Source organism: Anaerococcus hydrogenalis (assembly GCF_002871895.1).
GTDB lineage: Bacteria > Bacillota > Clostridia > Tissierellales > Peptoniphilaceae > Anaerococcus > Anaerococcus hydrogenalis.
Genome location: NZ_PNHP01000005.1, coordinates 21,789 through 39,547, shown reverse-complemented (window position 1 = coordinate 39,547; position 17,759 = coordinate 21,789). Strand labels below are relative to the sequence as shown.

At 30.8% G+C, this 17,759-nt stretch carries 16 protein-coding genes; 6 read left to right on the top strand and 10 right to left on the bottom strand.

The genetic code is table 11. From position 1 onward, the window contains the following. Positions 1-2: 2 nt before the first annotated feature. The 10 genes from CJ192_RS07340 to rpmH all read right to left on the bottom strand — a co-directional run bounded on the left by CJ192_RS07340 (position 3) and on the right by rpmH (position 8,614). On the bottom strand, positions 3-1,046 hold the full coding sequence (locus CJ192_RS07340) for a ParA family protein (RefSeq protein ID WP_102198327.1): 1,044 nt from the start codon (positions 1,044-1,046) through the stop codon (positions 3-5). Continuing rightward, positions 1,024-2,232, bottom strand: coding sequence for a CinA family nicotinamide mononucleotide deamidase-related protein (locus CJ192_RS07335; RefSeq protein ID WP_102198326.1), 1,209 nt, complete (start codon positions 2,230-2,232; stop codon positions 1,024-1,026). Before CJ192_RS07335 ends, CJ192_RS07340 begins: the two co-directional genes overlap by 23 nt. Positions 2,233-2,283: 51 nt before the next feature. Beyond that, positions 2,284-2,913, bottom strand: a complete 630-nt coding sequence (gene rsmG, locus CJ192_RS07330; RefSeq protein ID WP_004815759.1) for a 16S rRNA (guanine(527)-N(7))-methyltransferase RsmG — start codon at positions 2,911-2,913, stop codon at positions 2,284-2,286. After that, entirely contained in the window at positions 2,906-4,807 is a 1,902-nt protein-coding gene (gene mnmG / locus CJ192_RS07325; protein WP_102198325.1) for a tRNA uridine-5-carboxymethylaminomethyl(34) synthesis enzyme MnmG, read from the bottom strand. Before mnmG ends, rsmG begins: the two co-directional genes overlap by 8 nt. After that, positions 4,794-6,158 (bottom strand): tRNA uridine-5-carboxymethylaminomethyl(34) synthesis GTPase MnmE, encoded by a 1,365-nt coding sequence (gene mnmE, locus CJ192_RS07320; protein WP_004816360.1) that lies wholly within the window; start codon positions 6,156-6,158, stop codon positions 4,794-4,796. Before mnmE ends, mnmG begins: the two co-directional genes overlap by 14 nt. A gap of 104 nt (positions 6,159-6,262) precedes the next feature. Then, positions 6,263-7,108: an RNA-binding cell elongation regulator Jag/EloR gene (gene jag, locus CJ192_RS07315; RefSeq protein WP_102198324.1), complete on the bottom strand. Its 846-nt coding sequence runs from the start codon at positions 7,106-7,108 to the stop codon at positions 6,263-6,265. Beyond that, positions 7,074-7,832: a YidC/Oxa1 family membrane protein insertase gene (locus CJ192_RS07310; protein WP_004816364.1), complete on the bottom strand. Its 759-nt coding sequence runs from the start codon at positions 7,830-7,832 to the stop codon at positions 7,074-7,076. Before CJ192_RS07310 ends, jag begins: the two co-directional genes overlap by 35 nt. Positions 7,833-7,875: 43 nt before the next feature. Next, entirely contained in the window at positions 7,876-8,088 is a 213-nt protein-coding gene (gene yidD, locus CJ192_RS07305) for a membrane protein insertion efficiency factor YidD (RefSeq protein WP_004816342.1), read from the bottom strand. Continuing rightward, a complete protein-coding gene (gene rnpA, locus CJ192_RS07300; RefSeq protein ID WP_004815747.1) occupies positions 8,078-8,428 on the bottom strand; it encodes a ribonuclease P protein component in 351 nt (116 codons plus the stop codon). The genes yidD and rnpA overlap by 11 nt, the downstream gene beginning before the upstream one ends. Before the next feature lie 51 nt (positions 8,429-8,479). Beyond that, positions 8,480-8,614, bottom strand: a complete 135-nt coding sequence (rpmH, locus tag CJ192_RS07295) for a 50S ribosomal protein L34 (RefSeq protein ID WP_004815746.1) — start codon at positions 8,612-8,614, stop codon at positions 8,480-8,482. A gap of 763 nt (positions 8,615-9,377) precedes the next feature. Between rpmH and dnaA the strand changes: the two genes are divergently transcribed. The 6 genes from dnaA to gyrA all read left to right on the top strand — a co-directional run bounded on the left by dnaA (position 9,378) and on the right by gyrA (position 17,759). Next, entirely contained in the window at positions 9,378-10,754 is a 1,377-nt protein-coding gene (gene dnaA / locus CJ192_RS07290) for a chromosomal replication initiator protein DnaA (RefSeq protein ID WP_004816343.1), read from the top strand. Positions 10,755-10,986: 232 nt separating this feature from the next. Further along, positions 10,987-12,099, top strand: coding sequence for a DNA polymerase III subunit beta (gene dnaN, locus CJ192_RS07285; RefSeq protein ID WP_004816347.1), 1,113 nt, complete (start codon positions 10,987-10,989; stop codon positions 12,097-12,099). Positions 12,100-12,107: 8 nt separating this feature from the next. After that, a complete protein-coding gene (locus tag CJ192_RS07280; RefSeq protein ID WP_004816349.1) occupies positions 12,108-12,317 on the top strand; it encodes an RNA-binding S4 domain-containing protein in 210 nt (69 codons plus the stop codon). Further along, the gene (recF, locus tag CJ192_RS07275; protein WP_102198323.1) at positions 12,317-13,390 is read left to right on the top strand and encodes a DNA replication/repair protein RecF; all 1,074 of its coding nucleotides are present in this window, start codon (positions 12,317-12,319) and stop codon (positions 13,388-13,390) included. The genes CJ192_RS07280 and recF overlap by 1 nt, the downstream gene beginning before the upstream one ends. A gap of 14 nt (positions 13,391-13,404) precedes the next feature. Beyond that, the gene (gene gyrB, locus CJ192_RS07270; RefSeq protein ID WP_102198322.1) at positions 13,405-15,309 is read left to right on the top strand and encodes a DNA topoisomerase (ATP-hydrolyzing) subunit B; all 1,905 of its coding nucleotides are present in this window, start codon (positions 13,405-13,407) and stop codon (positions 15,307-15,309) included. An 8-nt stretch (positions 15,310-15,317) separates the two neighbouring features. Next, positions 15,318-17,759 (top strand): DNA gyrase subunit A, encoded by a 2,442-nt coding sequence (gyrA, locus tag CJ192_RS07265; protein ID WP_102198321.1) that lies wholly within the window; start codon positions 15,318-15,320, stop codon positions 17,757-17,759.

Sequence of the window (17,759 nt, the reverse complement as noted above, 5' to 3'; positions counted from 1 at the left end):
AGCTAATCCCTCTTCTCATTATTTAATAACTTGTTCTCGTTAAATGAAAACTTATTTTTATGAACTAATCCATGATCAGCTTCTTCACTTTTTTCTATCTTATCCTTAACGCTTTTATCTTCTTTTTTATCTTTTACTATCTCTTTATCTTCAGACTTATCTTTTACTATTTCTTTATCCTCTGTCTTATCTTCTGGATTATTTTCTAAAAGCTCTTCAGAATTTTCTTGTGAAACTTTTTTTGTTTCAGATTTATCAGATTTATCAGGTTTTTTTATCGTTCCCTTAGAATTATTATCTATAAGCTCTCTTGCAAGGTCCATATAGGCCCTAGCTCCTTTTGAATTTTCATCATAAACAATTGCACTTTTCCCAAAAGAAGGTGCCTCAGCGAGTTTTATATTTCTTGGAATCATTGTAGCAAACACTTTGTCCTTAAAATATGACTTAACTTCTTCTACAACCTCGTAAGACAGATTTGTTCTTTGATCAAACATACAAAGTAAGATTCCTTCTATTTCTAAGTCTTCTTTTATGGAATTTTTTACTGTGTTGTAAGTTTTTAATAATTCACTAACCCCTTCCAAGGCATAATATTCAGTTTGAATAGGAATTATTATTGAATCACTTGCAACAAGAGCATTTAAAGATAAAAGTCCCAAAGAAGGAGGACAATCTATTAAAATAAGATCAAAGTCTTTCTTTATTTCTTCTATTATTTGATATAGCATTTTTAATCTTTCTTCCTCATCCAAACTTACAAGTTCAACTTCTAAACCTGATAAGGAATTTTCACTTGCTATCAAATAAGGACCATCATCGGTTTTTACTATGTAATCCTTGTAATCTTCTTCATAAAACATCTTATAAATAGATTTTTCGACCTGGTTTCTATCGAGACCAAGTCCTGTTGTGGTATTTGCTTGAGGGTCAAAATCAATTACCAAAACTTTTTTACCTAACTTTGAAAGGGCAACAGCAAGATTTACAACACTAGTTGTTTTGCCTACTCCCCCTTTTTGATTAAATATCGATATTGTCTTCATACTTTCCTCTCATCATTAATATGGCAAGATCCATAGCCCTATTTTTTGCAAATAGTCTCGCCTTATTCCTATCAGCTGAAAAATTAAATTCTTTAATAATTTTCTTATCCTTATATTTTAAGCCTAAAATTATTTCTCCCTTGTGGGCATAGCCTGTTGAAATAATACAAAGATCTGCCAATGTGTGCTCATACAAACCATCTAGCATTTCTATGGCACATTCATGACTTACAGCCCCATACTTTTCTAATATTTCATGTGAAACATTTAAGGTTTTTTCTTTTATCCTATCTGAATAGGTTACAAAAGCTTCTTCTATTACTTCACTTGCTCCTGCTATATCTATAATAGATGAAGCAATAAAACCTCCTGTAACTGATTCAGCAGTTGAGACTTTTTCTCCTCTTTCTTTTAATAAATTTATTAATGTTTCTTCTTTTCTGAGGCTATCATCAGAAATCAAAAGATCTTTAAAAATACTTTTAACTTCTTTTTCTTTATCATCCAAAAGCTTATCTACTTCAATTTCACTTTTAGCTTTGGCAGTAATTCTCAAATAACCACCCTGATTGTTAAAGTAAGGAGAAATTGTAGGATTTTTAGTAGATAGGTCTATCCTACTAGCCATATCCCATTCACCCAACAAGGCGATTTTTAAATTTCTAGACTTAATGATAGAATCATGGCTTAGGTGGTTTTTAAGTTTATGTTCAAACATATACTCCATCTCTCTTGGTGGACCTGGTAGAAGAATTATTTTATTTTTTAAAATACAACCTGGGGCTGTTCCACGATCATTATCCAAAATTATAGCATCTTTGGGAAATTTTGCTTGCTTTAAATTTATTTTTATAGCCTTTTTCTTTTTTGCAAAATAAGACTCCAGCCTTTCTTTAGATCTTGGATCCACAATAACTTGGTCTTCTTGACCCAATACTTTAATAGCTATTTCCTTTGTTATATCATCTTCTGTTGGTCCAAGCCCTCCTGTTGTAAAAACATAATCAACATTCTCTACAGCTTCTTTCAAGGCCTTGTACAACCTATCAGGATTATCCCCAACAGTAGTCATTTTAAAAACATCTATTCCTAATTCAGTTAGTTTATTAGCTAGAAATTTGGAATTAGTATCAGTTATATTTCCTAGTAAAATTTCTGTACCTACAGAAATTATTTGTGCTTTCATAAAACCTCTTTTCTATAATTCAATAAAAAAATGTTTCACGTGAAACATTTTTTATAATGGGTTTTTCTTTGGTAGGTTTTTACCTCTTGGGTATTTCTTTTTTGTTGACCTTACTTTTTTTATTAAGATATTTTTCCTTGTATTTCCATGAAGGTCCATACTATCTATATTTATAAGCTCCCCACCCAAGATTTTTAAGGCATTTTTAGCATCTTCATATTCTTCTTCAGCCTTAGGTCCTTTCATAGCTATAAAAATTCCTCCTACCTTTAAAAAAGGTAGGGCATACTCTGAAAGTGTGGATAAATTTGCCACAGCTCTTGATATAACCATGTCAAATTCTTCCCTATGTTCTTTTGCAAAGTCTTCTGCCCTAACATGGATAGCTCTTGTATTTTTAAGGTCCAACTCTTCTATGACTTGATTCATAAAATTAACTTTTTTATTTACAGAATCAATCAAGGTTAGGTCAAAGTCTTTTTCTATCCTTAATGGGATTCCAGGAAATCCTGCCCCGGATCCTATATCTAAAACCTTCATGCCTTCATTAATATATGACTTTATAGTAAGGGAGTCTTCGAAATGTTTAATTTTTATTTGATCTGGTTCATCAATCGTTGTTAAATTAAATTTTTTATTAGTTTCTATTAGCATTTGCCCATATTTTTCAAACTTATCCATTTAAATCTCCTGCCTTTAATCTAATCAAAAGCACATTTATATCTGCTGGGGAAACACCAGATATTCTTGATGCTTGACCTATTGAATCAGGTTTTATTTTGTTTAATTTTTCTGCAGATTCTTTTTTAAGTCCCTTTATCTTTGTATAGTCTGTGTCATGGTCAAGTTTTTTATTTTCAAGTTTTTTGAACTTTCCAATATCTGCCATTTGTTTTTTTATATAGCCTTGGTATTTAATTTCAGTTTGGACTTGTATTTGTTGGAACTTTGGCAAGGAAGGTCTATCTGGATCTAGGATTTCAAGCTTTTCGTAGGTTAATTCTGGTCTTTTTATTAGGTCGAATAAACTATAACCTGTTTTTAAAGGACTTGATCCAATTTCTTCCATTATTTTATTATTTTCTTGGCTTGGACTAACCATTACCTTTTGAAGTCTATTTATTTCATCCTCTATATTTTTTCTTTTTTCAATCATTTTTTGGTAACGCTCATCTGTAACCAAACCAATTTCGTGGGCTTTTTCAGTAAGTCTTAAGTCAGCGTTATCTTGTCTCATAGTAAGTCTATATTCACATCTTGATGTCATCATCCTATAAGGCTCATTAGTTCCTTTTGTTACCAAATCATCAATCAAGACCCCAATATAGGCATCAGACCTATCTAAAATCAAAGGGTCATCCCCCCTTAATTTTAAGGCTGCATTTATTCCTGCAACCAGCCCTTGACCTGCTGCTTCTTCATATCCACTTGACCCATTTATTTGTCCTGCGAAAAATAAATTTTCAATTTCTTTTGATTCCAAACTTCTTTTTAGATTTGTAGAGTCCAAGCAATCATATTCTATCCCATATGCTGGTCTTATAATTTTACAATCTTCAAGACCTTCTATTGTTTTATAAAATTCTTTTTGAACTTCTTGGGGAAGGGTTGAAGATACTCCTTGAACATACATTTCGTCAGTTGAAAGACTTTCAGGTTCAATAAATACTTGGTGGATGTCCCTGTCAGGAAATCTTACCATCTTATCTTCTATGGATGGGCAATATCTTGGTCCAATTCCTTTTACAAGACCTCCATACATAGGAGACCTTTCCAAGTTTTCCATGATAATTTCTTTTGTTTTTTCAGTAGTATAGGTCAAATAACATGCTTCTTGCTTTTTGTCAGAAAAATCCTTGCCTTCATTTAAAAATGAAAAAGCAACAATATTTTCATCACCTTTTTGAATTTCAGTCTTTGTTAAATCCAAACTTTTCCTATCAACCCTAGCAGGAGTTCCCGTTTTAAAACGTCTTAATGTAAAACCTAAGTCCTCTAAGCTATCAGAAAGATGGGTTGCTGCTGAAAGACCATGGGGTCCTGATGTTTTTTGAAAATCTCCCATGAGGATTTTTCCATTTAAATAGGTTCCTGTACAAACTACACAAGCCTTGGTTGGAAAAATTGCCCCTTGGACTGTTTCAACACTTTTTACCCTTCCATCTTCTACATTAATCTTATCAACTTCTTGCTCGAATAAGTCCAAATTTTCTTGGCTTTCAAGAGTTTTCTTCATCTCTTGGTGGTATTTTATCTTGTCAGCTTGAACCCTTAGAGAATGAACTGCAGGACCCTTAGATGTATTTAGCATCCTTGATTGGATAAAGGTCTTATCAATGTTTATTGCCATTTCTCCACCAAGAGCATCAATTTCTCTAACTATGTGGCCCTTTCCTGTTCCACCAATATTTGGATTACATGGCATATCAGCCACAGATTCCATACTTGTAGTTAAAACCAGAGTCTTAAAACCAAGTCTTGCAATACTCAAGGCTGCCTCACATCCTGCATGACCTGCTCCTATAACTACAACATCATAAGATTCATCTATATATTTTTTATTACTTTCCAACACAAAACTCCCTAAATACTTTATCCATTATTTCATCCGAAACAGTTTCACCTATAATTAGTCCCAAATCATCATAAGAAGATCTCAAATCTACCTCTACACAATCAATAGGAACAAAAGATTTAATATCCTTCAAAGATGACTGTAGTTTTTCTTTTGAAGAATTTAAAAGTCTCTCATGTCTTAAGTTTGTAATCATCAAAGACTCTTTATTTAATTCCTTAGAATCAAAAATATCAAAAATAGCTCCTTCAAGCTTATCAATTCCATCCCTTGAAACCATAGATGTTTCAATTATTGTAAAATCTTTATCAAAATCCTCTTTTGAAATTTTTGAATCTAGGTCAATTTTATTTAAAATAATAATAGCATTTTTTCCCTTCAATAAATCAAGAATAATCTTATCTTCCTCATCAATCTCTCTTGACCTATCAAAAATTGCTATAATCAAATCAGCACCTTTAGCCAATTCTTTTGACCTTTGTACCCCGATTTTTTCAACCTCATCGTGAGTTTCTCTAATACCTGCTGTATCATTTATCTTTAATGTTAAATTTCCAAGGTTAATATACTCTGTAATAGAATCCCTAGTTGTTCCAGGAATATCAGTTACTATGGCCCTATTTTCATTTAATAGGACATTTAAAAGAGAAGACTTGCCTACATTTGGTTTACCTATAATTGTAGTTTCTATCCCATCTTTTACCAATTTTCCCTTATTAGCAGTTGATAAAAGCTTTGTAATTTCATCATTTGCCCTATCCATATATTCAACTATATCATCAAGAGGAAGATCTTCCCCATCTTCTGTAAAATTAATTGAATATTCAATTCTTGATAAGGCTTCAAGCTCAATTTTTCTTATTTCTTCTATTTTTTCTCTCAACAAACCTGATAATTGTTTTAAGCCTTGTTTTTGTGAAATCTCGTTTGTTGAATTTATAATATCTAAAACTGCCTCAGCCTGAGATAGGTCTATTCTTCCGTTAAGAAATGCCCTTTTGGTAAATTCTCCCCTATCTGCAAGTTCACATCCTAAATCTAATAGTAGGTTTAAAATATCCCTAACAGAAATCATTGATCCGTGACAATTTATTTCACAAATATCTTCCCTAGTATAGGTATTTGGTCCTTTCATAAAGTTAATCATAACCTCATCATAAATACGGCCATCTTTTTCAATATGCCCGTATCTCATCATCCTATTATCTTTATCCCTATCCAAAGCCCTTTCATTAATTGGCTTAAAAATCTTTTTTATAATGTCAAAAGATTTATCGCCACTCATACGAACTATAGATATACCACCACTTCCTTGGGGTGTAGAAATTGCTGCTATTGTAGATTCACTCATAATTCATCCTTTCTTAAATGACTGTTTACCTTTGACATAAACATTCTTTAAATATTATACATTAATTTTACCAATAAAAAAAGATGTTTCACGTGAAACATCTCTTATTTATAATCAACCACAACGAATCTTTTTGGTTCAACTCCCTCTGAGTGGGAATCAAGCTTATCATATTTTGAAATTTGTTCGTGAGCAAGTCTTCTTTCATATGAATTCATATATTTTAAATTCCAACTTTTTCTGGTTTTCAAAACTTTTTTGCAAGCTTGGTCTGCAAGCATGATTATCTTTTCATCTCTTCTTTTTTTGTAGTTGTTTATATCAATATTAAGCTTAACCTTGTTTGACCTAGCCTTTATGATTTTTCTAATTACAGTTTCAATTGCATCAAGTGTTTTACCACCCTTGCCTATTACAATACCTGTATCTTTTGGATCAATTTTAGCTTCAAGCTTAATAATATTATCTTCAAGGTTTCCAATTACTTTTACATCTTCAAAGTGCATATCAATAAGGATTTTTTCTAAAAGATCTTTGGCCTTATAATAAAGGCTAACTTCATCTTCTTTATCCTCTTCATTTTTAACCTCAAGATCTAAAGACTCTTTTTCATCTTCCAATTTAGGTTCCAAGGACTTACTTTCTTCAATATCTTCTCTATTTTCTTCTTGAATTTCTTCTGATATTTTTTTTACATCAAATTCTTTTTCAAGGTCTTTTTTAGTGTCTTCTTCGATTTCTTTGATCAAAGAATCAATTCCCTCATTAATATCTTCTTGGTAAGATACCTTAACAACAGCATCCTTTTGACCAATAAGACCCAAAAATCCTGTTGATTCTTCTTCTAAAACATCAATTTCAACTTCGTCTATTGATTTATTAATCTCTTTTAAAGCTTCTTTTATAGCTTCATCTTTAGTTTTTGCTGTTTTTACTATTGATCTTTTCATTTTCTTCCTCTTTATCTCTTTTATTTAGACCAATTAAGTATTGACCACCAAGGATTATAAGTCTTGCAAGTGAACTTGTTGTCCAATAAAGTGGCAAACCTGCTGGTAGATTTCTAAATACGAAATAATAAATAATTGGCATAATCATAAGCATATTGTTCATAGAACCCATGCCTGGAGTATTTTGAGCCTGGCTTTGTGGTGAAGTTTTCATAGTAAAAACTTGAACCGCTAACTGGCTTATACTTGTTAAAAGTGGTAGACCATAAAATAAAGGATCTGCTTTTGAAAGGGTTGGAACCCATAAAAAATTATCCTTAACTTGGTGCATTGATCCTTGGAAAATATATTTATCAGGACTTTGTATTACCCTATATAAAGATAAAAGTATCAATAATTGAAAAATCATAACAAGACATGATGAAAGTCCTGGTCCTACTCCCTCTTCTTTGTATAGTTGTTGCATTTTTTGTTGCATAATTTGAGGGTCATAGGCATATTTTTTCTTAATCTCTTCAATTTTAGGTTGAATTTCCCCACTTTTTGCAGCTTGCTTTTGTTGATTCATAGTCATTGGTATTGTAATTAAAGAAACCAAGACTGTCATTAAAATAATTGATATAGCATAAAAACTCATATTAGATGGTTCAGTAAAATTATTTACCAAAGAATCATAAATAAGTTTCATTAAGCTACCCAATAATTGTGCTATAAAATTTAACATTATTTCTCCTAATCTCAAGTGTAAATATAAAAAAAATCAATTGTTAGGCCGGATCATATCCCCCTTTAGAAAAAGGATTGCACCTTAAAATTCTCCAACTAGCCTTAAAAAAGGCCTTAAAAAAATTATACTTTTTAAAACAGTCAATAGCATATTGGCTACAAGAAGGATAATATTTACATTTTCCAGAGCCTAAGAGTGGAGAAATAAACAATTGATAAAATCTAATAATTATTAGAAAAAGTTTATTTAACATATCTAATTTTCTTGTCCTTAAAGGCTTTACTAAGTACATGGCCTAAAGAAGATTTAAGTTTTTGGTAAGTAAAATCTGTAGTGTGTTTTTTTGGAATGATAATTATATCAACATTGTTGATGTTTCTATAATTATCATAAACTATTGCCCTAAGTCTTCTTTTAAGTTTGTTTCTTTGGTTGGCCTTACCTATTTTTTTAGAAATAGAAAAACCAAACCTTGGCCTATTAACACCGTTGTTTTTAATAAATACGGTAAAATCTCTATTGTAGTAGTGCTTAGATTTTTTATAAACCCTTTCAAAGTCTACATTCTTTCTTAAACTAAATTGTTTTTCCATAAGAATAAAACCTAACCTTATCTACAATATAAAAAAGCCGCAGCTTTTTTATTATGCAGATAATTTCTTTCTTCCCTTTTGTCTTCTGGATTTTAAAACTCTTCTTCCAGCGGGAGTTGACATTCTTTTTCTAAAGCCATGGTCTTTTTTTCTTTTTCTTCTATTTGGTTGATAAGTTCTCTTCATGTTATCACCTCCTATTATTTTACGCTGTCTTTTATTATATTTAAATAATGGTAGAAAGTCAAGGTTTTTAATATGAATTTATTAAAAATTTTTTTAATTTTTTTAAGCTTTGATATAGGCTCAAGAAAAAATATCTAAATATTTCCGATTTTGAATTTTTAAGAAATATTTAATAAGAATGCATAGTAGTTTTTCTAAAATATACAAATATTCATTAATTCTAAATTTTTATGTAAGTGTGGATAAGTATTTTTATGTATATTTTATGCACAAGACACATGGATAAGTTTTTATATGTATATTTTTTTAATTTTTTGTAAGTATTTTTTGAAAATTTCCTTAAAATACAGATTTACCGAGTTAATTATAAGATATTTTTTATAAATTATCAACTTATCCACAAAATCCACATGGTTTTAATATTGCTAAATTTAAAAATTTTTGTCTTATCCCAAAATTATCAACAATCTGTGGATAACTTTACAAGATGGCTATATTAGTGTATAATCTCTTGTGTAAAAGATGAAGATAAGTCGAATTTTTAATAAATTTTTGCTTATTGATGTGGATAATTTTTTTGATTACTGATATCTTCTTGTAAATTTAGAAAAATCTCCTGTATTTTTCAGTATTTAACCTATCCACATTAGACTTATCCACAACTTATCCAAAATTTGGGGATAAGTTTTAAAATATATTTAACATTTACTGATTTACTGATTTATTTTGTGTGGATAATATTTTATGAAAGAGAGCCAAAATGATGAATCTAGAATACATAACAAATGAATTAAAAGAAAAAATGAAAATGAATGTTCCAGATCTTCAACAGTATGAAACTTGGATTGGTATTTTAAAACCTTTAAATAAGTATGATAATACTATTTATTTAGAAATTCCAAAAAATGATACCAAGTTTATATTCGACCAAATTTGGGTTCCTCAATTGCAAGCTATTTTAAATGATATTAATAAGAGAGAAAGTACAAGCTATAAGGTTGAAATAGTTGCAAAAGATGGGCCAAATTACGAAGATATTTTAACTCTTGGTAGAAATGTTGATGATAATGGTCAACTAAGACTTAATAATGTAAACAGGTATCCCAAACCACTTCTTGAAAAAAATAATATTTTTGAAAATTTTGTCCAAGGTAAATCCAACCAACTAGCCCTTGCAGCTAGCCAATCTGTTGCTGAGAATATGGCAAACTATAAGGTATCAAGAGTTTATAATCCTCTTTTTATTTATGGGTCTAGTGGACTTGGTAAAACTCACTTGATGCAAGCTATAGCCCATGAAATTCTTAAAAAAAGAGACGACTGCTATGTAATGTATCTTTCTAGTGAAAAATTTACTAATGAAATGATCTCTGCTGTTAGAAATAATACCAATGAAGAGTTTAGAAAAAAATACCGTTCGGTTGACATGCTTTTAATTGATGATATTCAATTTATTGCAAATAAAACAGGTACTCAGGAAGAATTTTTCCATACTTTCGAAGATTTATACAATCAGGGAAAACAAATAGTAATTTCTTCTGATAGGCCTCCAAAGGAAATTAAACACTTGGAAGAAAGACTTGTTTCTAGGTTTGGTTGGGGGATTATAGTTGATATTTCAAAACCTGATTTTGAAACAAGGGTTGCAATTTTACAAAAAAAACAAGATGAACTGGGGGCTGTTGTTGATTATAAGATTTTAGAATATATAGCAGAAAATATTGAAACAAATATAAGAGATTTAGAAGGAGCCCTTGCAACTTCTATTGCCTGTGCAAAATCAAATAATAGGTCCTATGTAAGCCTTGAAGATGCAAGACTTGGGGTTAGCTCAAGAGTCCACAAGGATAAAAAACAAATAAGCGCAGAGGATATACAAAAAAAAGTTTCTGATAGGTATCATGTAAAATTAACAGATCTTAGGGGTAAATCTAGAAAAAAAGAAATAGTTATGCCAAGGCAAATTGCCATGTATCTTTGCAGGTACCTACTTTCTATATCTCTAGTAAGCCTTGCAAATGAATTTAATAGGGACCATACAACAATTATGCATGGTCATGATAAAATTGAAGCTATGATAGAAGAGGACCAAGATTTTAGGCAAGAAATCGAGGAATTAATAAAAGAAATAAAATCCTAGTTATCCACAAAATGTGTATAAGTTTGAGGATAAGCCTGTTTATAAGATTAACATTTAAAAATCTTTATTTTATCTTGTGGATTGTGTGGAAAAGTGGATGACTTATAAAAAATTATCCCCAAGATATTATTTGACTTTTTTGTTCAAAAATAAATGCTAATAAGACTTATCCACATATACTAGTCCCCTATTACTAATACTACTAAGTTTATATAATATGTTAGGAGCCAACATGAAAATAGAAATTCAACAAAAAGACTTATCAAATAAAATCTCCATAGCCCTAAAAGCTGTGTCAAGAAAAACCAATATACAAATTCATGAATTAATATACTTTGAAGCAAAAAATGATAGCCTTACTCTAACATCATCTGATGGAGAAATATCTATTCTTACCAAAGTTTCTTGTAATGTAATAGAAGAAGGAGAAATGGCAATAAATGCCAATATTATCTCTAATATAGTAAGAAAATTACCAGATGAGCTAATAAAAATAGAAGTAGTTGATTCAAAAATAAAAATAAAATGTAACGGGTCTAAGTTTAATATCTTAGCCTTTGATTACTATGAAAAGAAAGACTTAAAAGTTCCAGATGTTGATTATTTAGAAATTCAAAATGATAAATTAAAAAGGTCTATATCACAAACAGAATTTGCAACAAGCCTAGATGAAACCAAACTTGCTCTTACCGGAATCTTGTTTGAATTAATGGATGGATACTTAAACTTTGTTGCCCTTGATGGCTACAGGGTAGCCCTTAAAAAATTAAAATTATCCTATCCTTCATCAATGGATAAATCTAGGCTAATAATTCCTAGAAAATCTATATCAGAATGGACTAGGATAATTGATGATGAAAAAATTACAAAAATTTATAAGGATGACAAGGATATAATTTTTGAATCTGGCGATACTACCATGTATTGCAAGGTAATAGATAAAAATTATATTGACTATACAAATATAATTTCAGATATATCTACAACAAGCCTTGTAGTTGATAGGCAAGAGCTTATTAATTCCTTGGAAAGAGCTCAATTATTAAACAATACTCAAAGGGCAAATCTTATAAAAATAAATATAGAAGACGATAAGTGTCTAATAGAATCAAATTCTGAGATTGGAGATTTAAAAGAGATAATTCAAATTCAAAAAGAGGGAGAAGATGTAAAAATAGCCTTCAATGCTAGGTATTTGATAGAAGGTGTCAAGGCTTGTGATACAAAGTCTATAAAAATGAACTTAAAATCTTCATTAAACCCTTGCCTAATTTATCCGAATGAGTCAAAATACGAGGACGAAGAATTTACCTATCTTGCCCTACCAGTTAGACTTGCAGAATAGGAGTTTTTATGGAAAAGATAGAGTTTGAATGTGAAATAATTTTAGCCAAAGACCTTCTTAAGGCAACAGACATAGCCCAAAGTGGAGGAGAAGCCAAACATCTTATAAAAGAATATGGAATTTTGGTAAATGGAGAAGAATATTTTCAAGCAGGAAAAAAACTTTATAAGGGCGATTTGGTAGAATTTAACAATCAATTTGAAATAAGACTTGTATAATGTGGATTCAAAGTTTAAGGCTAAGTAAATTTAGGAATTATCTTTCCCAAAATATAGAATTTAATGAAAATATAAATATTTTTTTGGGAGATAATGCCCAAGGAAAAACAAATTTACTTGAAAGTATATATTATTTGGCAAATGCAAAAAGTTTTAAGTCTTTTAGAGACAAAGACCTTATTATGTTTAATGAAAAAGAAATGGCCCTTGATGGACTTATTAGAAAAAATGAGTCTTTCAAAAATGTAAAAATAAGGGTCAATGAAAATAAGAAAGAAATTTTTGTAAATGATATAAAATACGACAAAAACAAGGATTTAAAATCTCTTTTTAAATTAGTTTTGTTTACCCCGGAAGACTTAACTATAATAAAAGATGGGCCAAATTTTAGAAGAAACTTAATTGATGATATAATAATTAGTGTTAACTTTAGTTATAAGGCTTTGAAAAAAGATTTTGACAAAGTCCTTAGTCAAAGAAATAAAGTACTAAAAAATCAAAGGTCAAAATATTTTAAGGAAGAACTTATGGCCTTTGATCAGCAAATTATTAGGCTAAATTATAAAATTTATAGGTATAGGGAAAAATATATTTCCCTTATAAATACCTATGCCAAAAAAAATCACCTAAATCTTACAGAAAATAAGGAAGACTTGTCTATAATATATAGGCCAGATATTGTGGCTAAAGATATAGAAGAATATAGGGAAAAATTTTCAAAAAATTTATCCGACGACCTAAAATATTATAGGACTACATCAGGCAGCCAAAGAGATGAAATTGATATAATAATAAATGGAAAAGATAGCAAAAAATTTGGGTCTCAAGGCCAGCAAAGGTCTGCAATTTTAAATATTAAACTTGCCAATGTAAATTTAATAGAAAATACCAGCCAAGATAAGGCCATAATTTTATTTGACGATGTTTTTTCAGAACTTGATGAAAAAAGATCTAATTTTTTGTTGGAAAATTTAGGCGGTTTTCAAACCATAATTACTGCCACAAATACAAAAAGTTTGGATAGGGTAGATAAGTCCAAAATTAGAAAAATAAAAGATGGCCACATAAAATAATAGAAAGGAATCTTATGGATAATACACAATATAATGCTTCGAACATTAGGGTCTTGAAGGGACTTGAACCAGTAAGACTTAGACCTGGAATGTATATAGGATCAACAAGTGAAAGGGGACTTCACCATTTAGTTTATGAGGTTGTAGATAACTCAGTAGATGAGGCTCTTGCAGGTCGTTGTGACTACATAAAAATTAGTATAGATGGAAATAATATAGTAACTGTAGAAGATGATGGATCAGGAATTCCTATTGAAAAACATCCCCAAACTGGAAAGTCAACTTTGGAAACAGTTCTTACAGTTTTACATGCTGGTGGAAAATTTGACGATAAGGCCTACAAGGTTTCAGGAGGTCTTCACGGAGTAGGAGTTTCTGTTGTAAATGCTCTTAGTGAATATTTGATAGCAGAAGTTAAAAGAGAAGGTCATATTTATAGGATGACTTTTGAAAGGGGAAAAACTACAACAGATCTTGAAGTAATTGGAGATACAAAAGAAACAGGAACAAAAATTATCTTTAAGGCAGACCCTGAAATATTTGATGTAACAGTTTATAACAAAAATACCCTAGAAAATAGGTTTAGGGAAATGGCCTTTTTAAATAAGGGTGTAAGACTTATTTTTGAAGATAAAAGAGATGAATCCGAAGTTGAATTTAAATACGATGGTGGAATAAAAGAATTTGTAAAATATTTAAATAGGAATAAAACTCCAATCTTTAAAGAAATTCCATACTTTGAAGGAAGGCAAGAATCTACAGAAGTTGAAATTTCTTTCCAATATACAGACGGATATAGCGAAAATATCCTAACCTTTGCAAATAATATTTATACTGTAGAAGGAGGAACTCATTTATCAGGATTTAGGTCAGCCTTAACAAGGAGTGTAAATGATTATGCAAGAAAATATAATCTTTTAAAGGAAAATGAAGATAACCTCCAAGGTGATGATGCTAGAGAAGGAATTACTGCAATTATTTCAGTAAAAATTTCAAATCCTCAATTTGAGGGACAAACCAAAGGAAAACTTGGAAACAGTGAAGTAAGGGGAGCAGTAGATGCCTTTTTCTCAGAACATATGGGAAGCTTCTTAGAAGAAAATCCAAAAATCGCTAAATCAATAATTCAAAAAGCCCTAGCATCAAGAAGAGCAAGGGAAGCTGCAAGAAAGGCAAGAGATTTAACAAGAAAAAGATCAATTCTTGATTCAACAACCCTTCCTGGAAAACTAGCTGACTGCCAATCCCAAGATATAGGAGAAAATGAAATTTTTATAGTCGAGGGTAATTCAGCTGGTGGATCTGCAAAAGGTGGACGTGATAATAGGATTCAAGCTATTCTTCCTCTAAGAGGAAAAATAATGAATGTAGAAAAGGCAAATCTTGATAGGATTTTAAATTATGAAGAAATAAAATCAATGATTACAGCTTTTGGTACAGGAATTGGCCAAGAATTTGATTTAAGTAAACTTCGTTATGGAAAAATTATTATCATGACAGATGCCGATGTAGATGGAGCTCACATTAGAACCTTACTTTTAACATTTTTCTATAGGTATATGAAACCACTTGTAGATGAAGGCCATATTTATATAGCCCAACCACCACTTTATAAGATTTCTAGTGGAAAAAAAGAAAGATATTGTTATACAGATAAGGAATTGGAAGATATTGTAAAAGAGTGGAAGGTAGATAATTACAAAATTTCTAGATACAAGGGTCTTGGAGAAATGAACGCAGAACAATTGTGGGAAACAACCATGGATCCAGAAAATAGGGTCTTACTTCAAGTATATGAAAAAGAAGATTCACAAATGTCAACCGACGCAACATTTTCAATGCTAATGGGTGAGAAGGTAGAACCTAGAAGAGAATTTATCGAAGAAAATGCCCAATATGTTGAAAATTTAGATGTCTAGGAGGATAAATGACAGAAGAAAATTATCAAAACATCATAGAGGTAGAACTTGAAGAGCAAATGAGAAGTGCCTACTTGGAATACTCCATGTCAGTAATTGTTTCAAGAGCCCTACCAGATGTACGTGATGGATTAAAACCAGTTCATAGAAGAATTTTATACGGAATGGAAGGTCTTGGACTTGATCCAAATAAGCCTACCAGAAAATCAGCCAGAGTTGTCGGTGAGGTTATGGGTAAGTTCCACCCTCATGGAGACTCTGCAATCTACGATGCCCTTGTAAGACTTGCCCAAGATTTTTCAACTAGATATCCTTTGGCAAACGGCCAAGGTAACTTTGGATCAATCGACGGTGATGACGCAGCTGCTATGCGTTATACAGAAGTTAAGATGAGTAAGATCGCCAAGGAAATGCTTAGAGATATCAACAAAGATACAGTTGACTTTATTCCAAACTTTGACGAAGAAGAAAAAGAACCAACAGTTTTACCATCAAGATTTCCAAATCTTTTAGTAAATGGATCAAATGGTATAGCTGTAGGAATGGCAACAAATATGGCTCCCCATAATTTGGGAGATTCAATTGATGCTTGTATTGCCTACATGAATAATCCTGAAATTTCTGTAAAAGAACTAGCAGATATTATAAAGGGACCAGATTTTCCAACAGGAGCACAAATTCTAGGAAAAGCTGGAATCAAAAAAGCCTACAAGACTGGTCGTGGAAAATTAAAACTTCGTGCAGTAGCAAGAATTGAACCTTTCAAAAAAAATAGGGAAAGAATAATTGTTACAGAAATACCTTACCAAGTAAATAAGGCAAATTTAATTAAAAAAATTGCTGAATATGTAAAAGATAAAAAACTTGAAGGAATTTCTGATATTAGGGATGAGTCCGATAGAAAGGGAATGAGAATTGTAATAGAGGTAAAAAGGGATGCAAATGCCAATATAGTCCTAAATAATCTCTACAAGCAAACTCAACTTGAAACAACCTTCGGAATTATAAACCTTGCCCTTGTTGACGGGGTTCCAAAAATTCTTGACTTAAAAGAATTAATAAAATACTATGTAAAACATCAAAAAGAGGTAGTAAGAAGAAGGACAAAATTTGACCTTGATAAGGCACAAAAGAGAAAACACATAGTTGAAGGTTTGATTATTGCTATCGATAATATCGATGAAATCATAAAAATAATCAGATCATCTTATGATAACGACCAAATCAAAAAAATATTTAATGAAAAATTTGGCTTAACAGATCCACAATCTCAAGCTATTTTAGATATGCAATTAAAAAGACTATCAGGTCTTGAAATTGAAAAACTACAAGCTGAAGATAAGGAATTAGCTGAAAAAATTGAATATTTCACATCAATTTTAAATGATGAAGAAAAATTAATTAGCGTAATCGAAGAAGAAATTTTAGAAATAAAAGAAAAATATGCCGATGATAGAAGGACAAAAATTGTTCCAGATGAGGGAGAATTTGATATTGAAGAATTAATCGAAAAAGAAGATGTATTAATTTCTCTAACTCACGATGGTTATATAAAAAGACTTCCAATAAATACTTATAAGGTACAAAATAGGGGTGGAAAGGGAATTTCTGCTGGAAATACAAAAGAAAATGACTTTATCCAAAAAATTCTTACAACAAATACCCACGAATCCCTCCTATGTTTTACAAATCTTGGAAGAGTTTATTCATTAAAATGTTATGAAATTCCAGAAGCAAGCAGGCAATCAAGGGGACAAGCTATAATCAATTTGATTTCTCTTTCTAGTGATGAAAAAATCACAGATATTATGGAATTATCAAACCTTAATGAAAAAAGCCAACTAGTATTTCAAACAGAAAATGGAAAAATCAAAAAAACTGATGCAGAATTATTTACAAATATCCAAAGAAATGGAATTATAGCAATCTCACTTGAAAATGGGGACAGACTTGTTTCAATTAGGCAAATAGATAAGCCTTGTGATATAATTGTAACAACCAAAAAGGGAATGGCAATAAAATTTGCCTCATCAGATATCAGGTCTATGGGAAGAAATGCCCGAGGAGTAAGGGCAATTAGACTTGGAGAAGATGACAAGGTTGTTTCAATGAATATTGTTGAGGATGAAGTTTATTTGGTAGTTGTAACTGCAAATGGTTTTGGTAAAAAAACATCCTTCAATAATTTCAATAACCAAAATAGGGGAGGAAAGGGAGTAAGGTGCCACAAGATTACAGAAAAAACAAAAGATGTGGTAGCTACCCTTCCTGCTAATTTGGATGATGATATAATGATGGTTTCCCTAAAGGGAGATATGATTAGAATATCAACAAGAGACATATCAACTACAGGTAGAAATACCCTAGGTGTTAAATTAAAAAATCTTGAAAATACTGAAGATTTTATCGTTTCTGTAACCAAATATTATGAAGAAACTAGTGAGGAATAA

Bases quoted from the DNA above. Each gene is read 5' to 3' on its own strand.
- rpmH (WP_004815746.1), bottom strand. From the start codon at position 8,614: ATGAAGAGAACTTATCAACCAAATAGAAGAAAAAGAAAAAAAGACCAT.
- dnaA (WP_004816343.1), top strand. From the start codon at position 9,378: ATGAATCTAGAATACATAACAAATGAATTAAAAGAAAAAATGAAAATG.
- gyrA (WP_102198321.1), top strand. From the start codon at position 15,318: ATGACAGAAGAAAATTATCAAAACATCATAGAGGTAGAACTTGAAGAG.
- jag (WP_102198324.1), bottom strand. From the start codon at position 7,108: ATGAAAAGATCAATAGTAAAAACAGCAAAAACTAAAGATGAAGCTATA.
- CJ192_RS07335 (WP_102198326.1), bottom strand. From the start codon at position 2,232: ATGAAAGCACAAATAATTTCTGTAGGTACAGAAATTTTACTAGGAAAT.
- CJ192_RS07340 (WP_102198327.1), bottom strand. From the start codon at position 1,046: ATGAAGACAATATCGATATTTAATCAAAAAGGGGGAGTAGGCAAAACA.
- dnaN (WP_004816347.1), top strand. From the start codon at position 10,987: ATGAAAATAGAAATTCAACAAAAAGACTTATCAAATAAAATCTCCATA.
- gyrB (WP_102198322.1), top strand. From the start codon at position 13,405: ATGGATAATACACAATATAATGCTTCGAACATTAGGGTCTTGAAGGGA.
- CJ192_RS07280 (WP_004816349.1), top strand. From the start codon at position 12,108: ATGGAAAAGATAGAGTTTGAATGTGAAATAATTTTAGCCAAAGACCTT.
- mnmE (WP_004816360.1), bottom strand. From the start codon at position 6,158: ATGAGTGAATCTACAATAGCAGCAATTTCTACACCCCAAGGAAGTGGT.
- CJ192_RS07310 (WP_004816364.1), bottom strand. From the start codon at position 7,832: ATGTTAAATTTTATAGCACAATTATTGGGTAGCTTAATGAAACTTATT.
- rnpA (WP_004815747.1), bottom strand. From the start codon at position 8,428: ATGGAAAAACAATTTAGTTTAAGAAAGAATGTAGACTTTGAAAGGGTT.
- recF (WP_102198323.1), top strand. From the start codon at position 12,317: ATGTGGATTCAAAGTTTAAGGCTAAGTAAATTTAGGAATTATCTTTCC.
- yidD (WP_004816342.1), bottom strand. From the start codon at position 8,088: ATGTTAAATAAACTTTTTCTAATAATTATTAGATTTTATCAATTGTTT.
- rsmG (WP_004815759.1), bottom strand. From the start codon at position 2,913: ATGGATAAGTTTGAAAAATATGGGCAAATGCTAATAGAAACTAATAAA.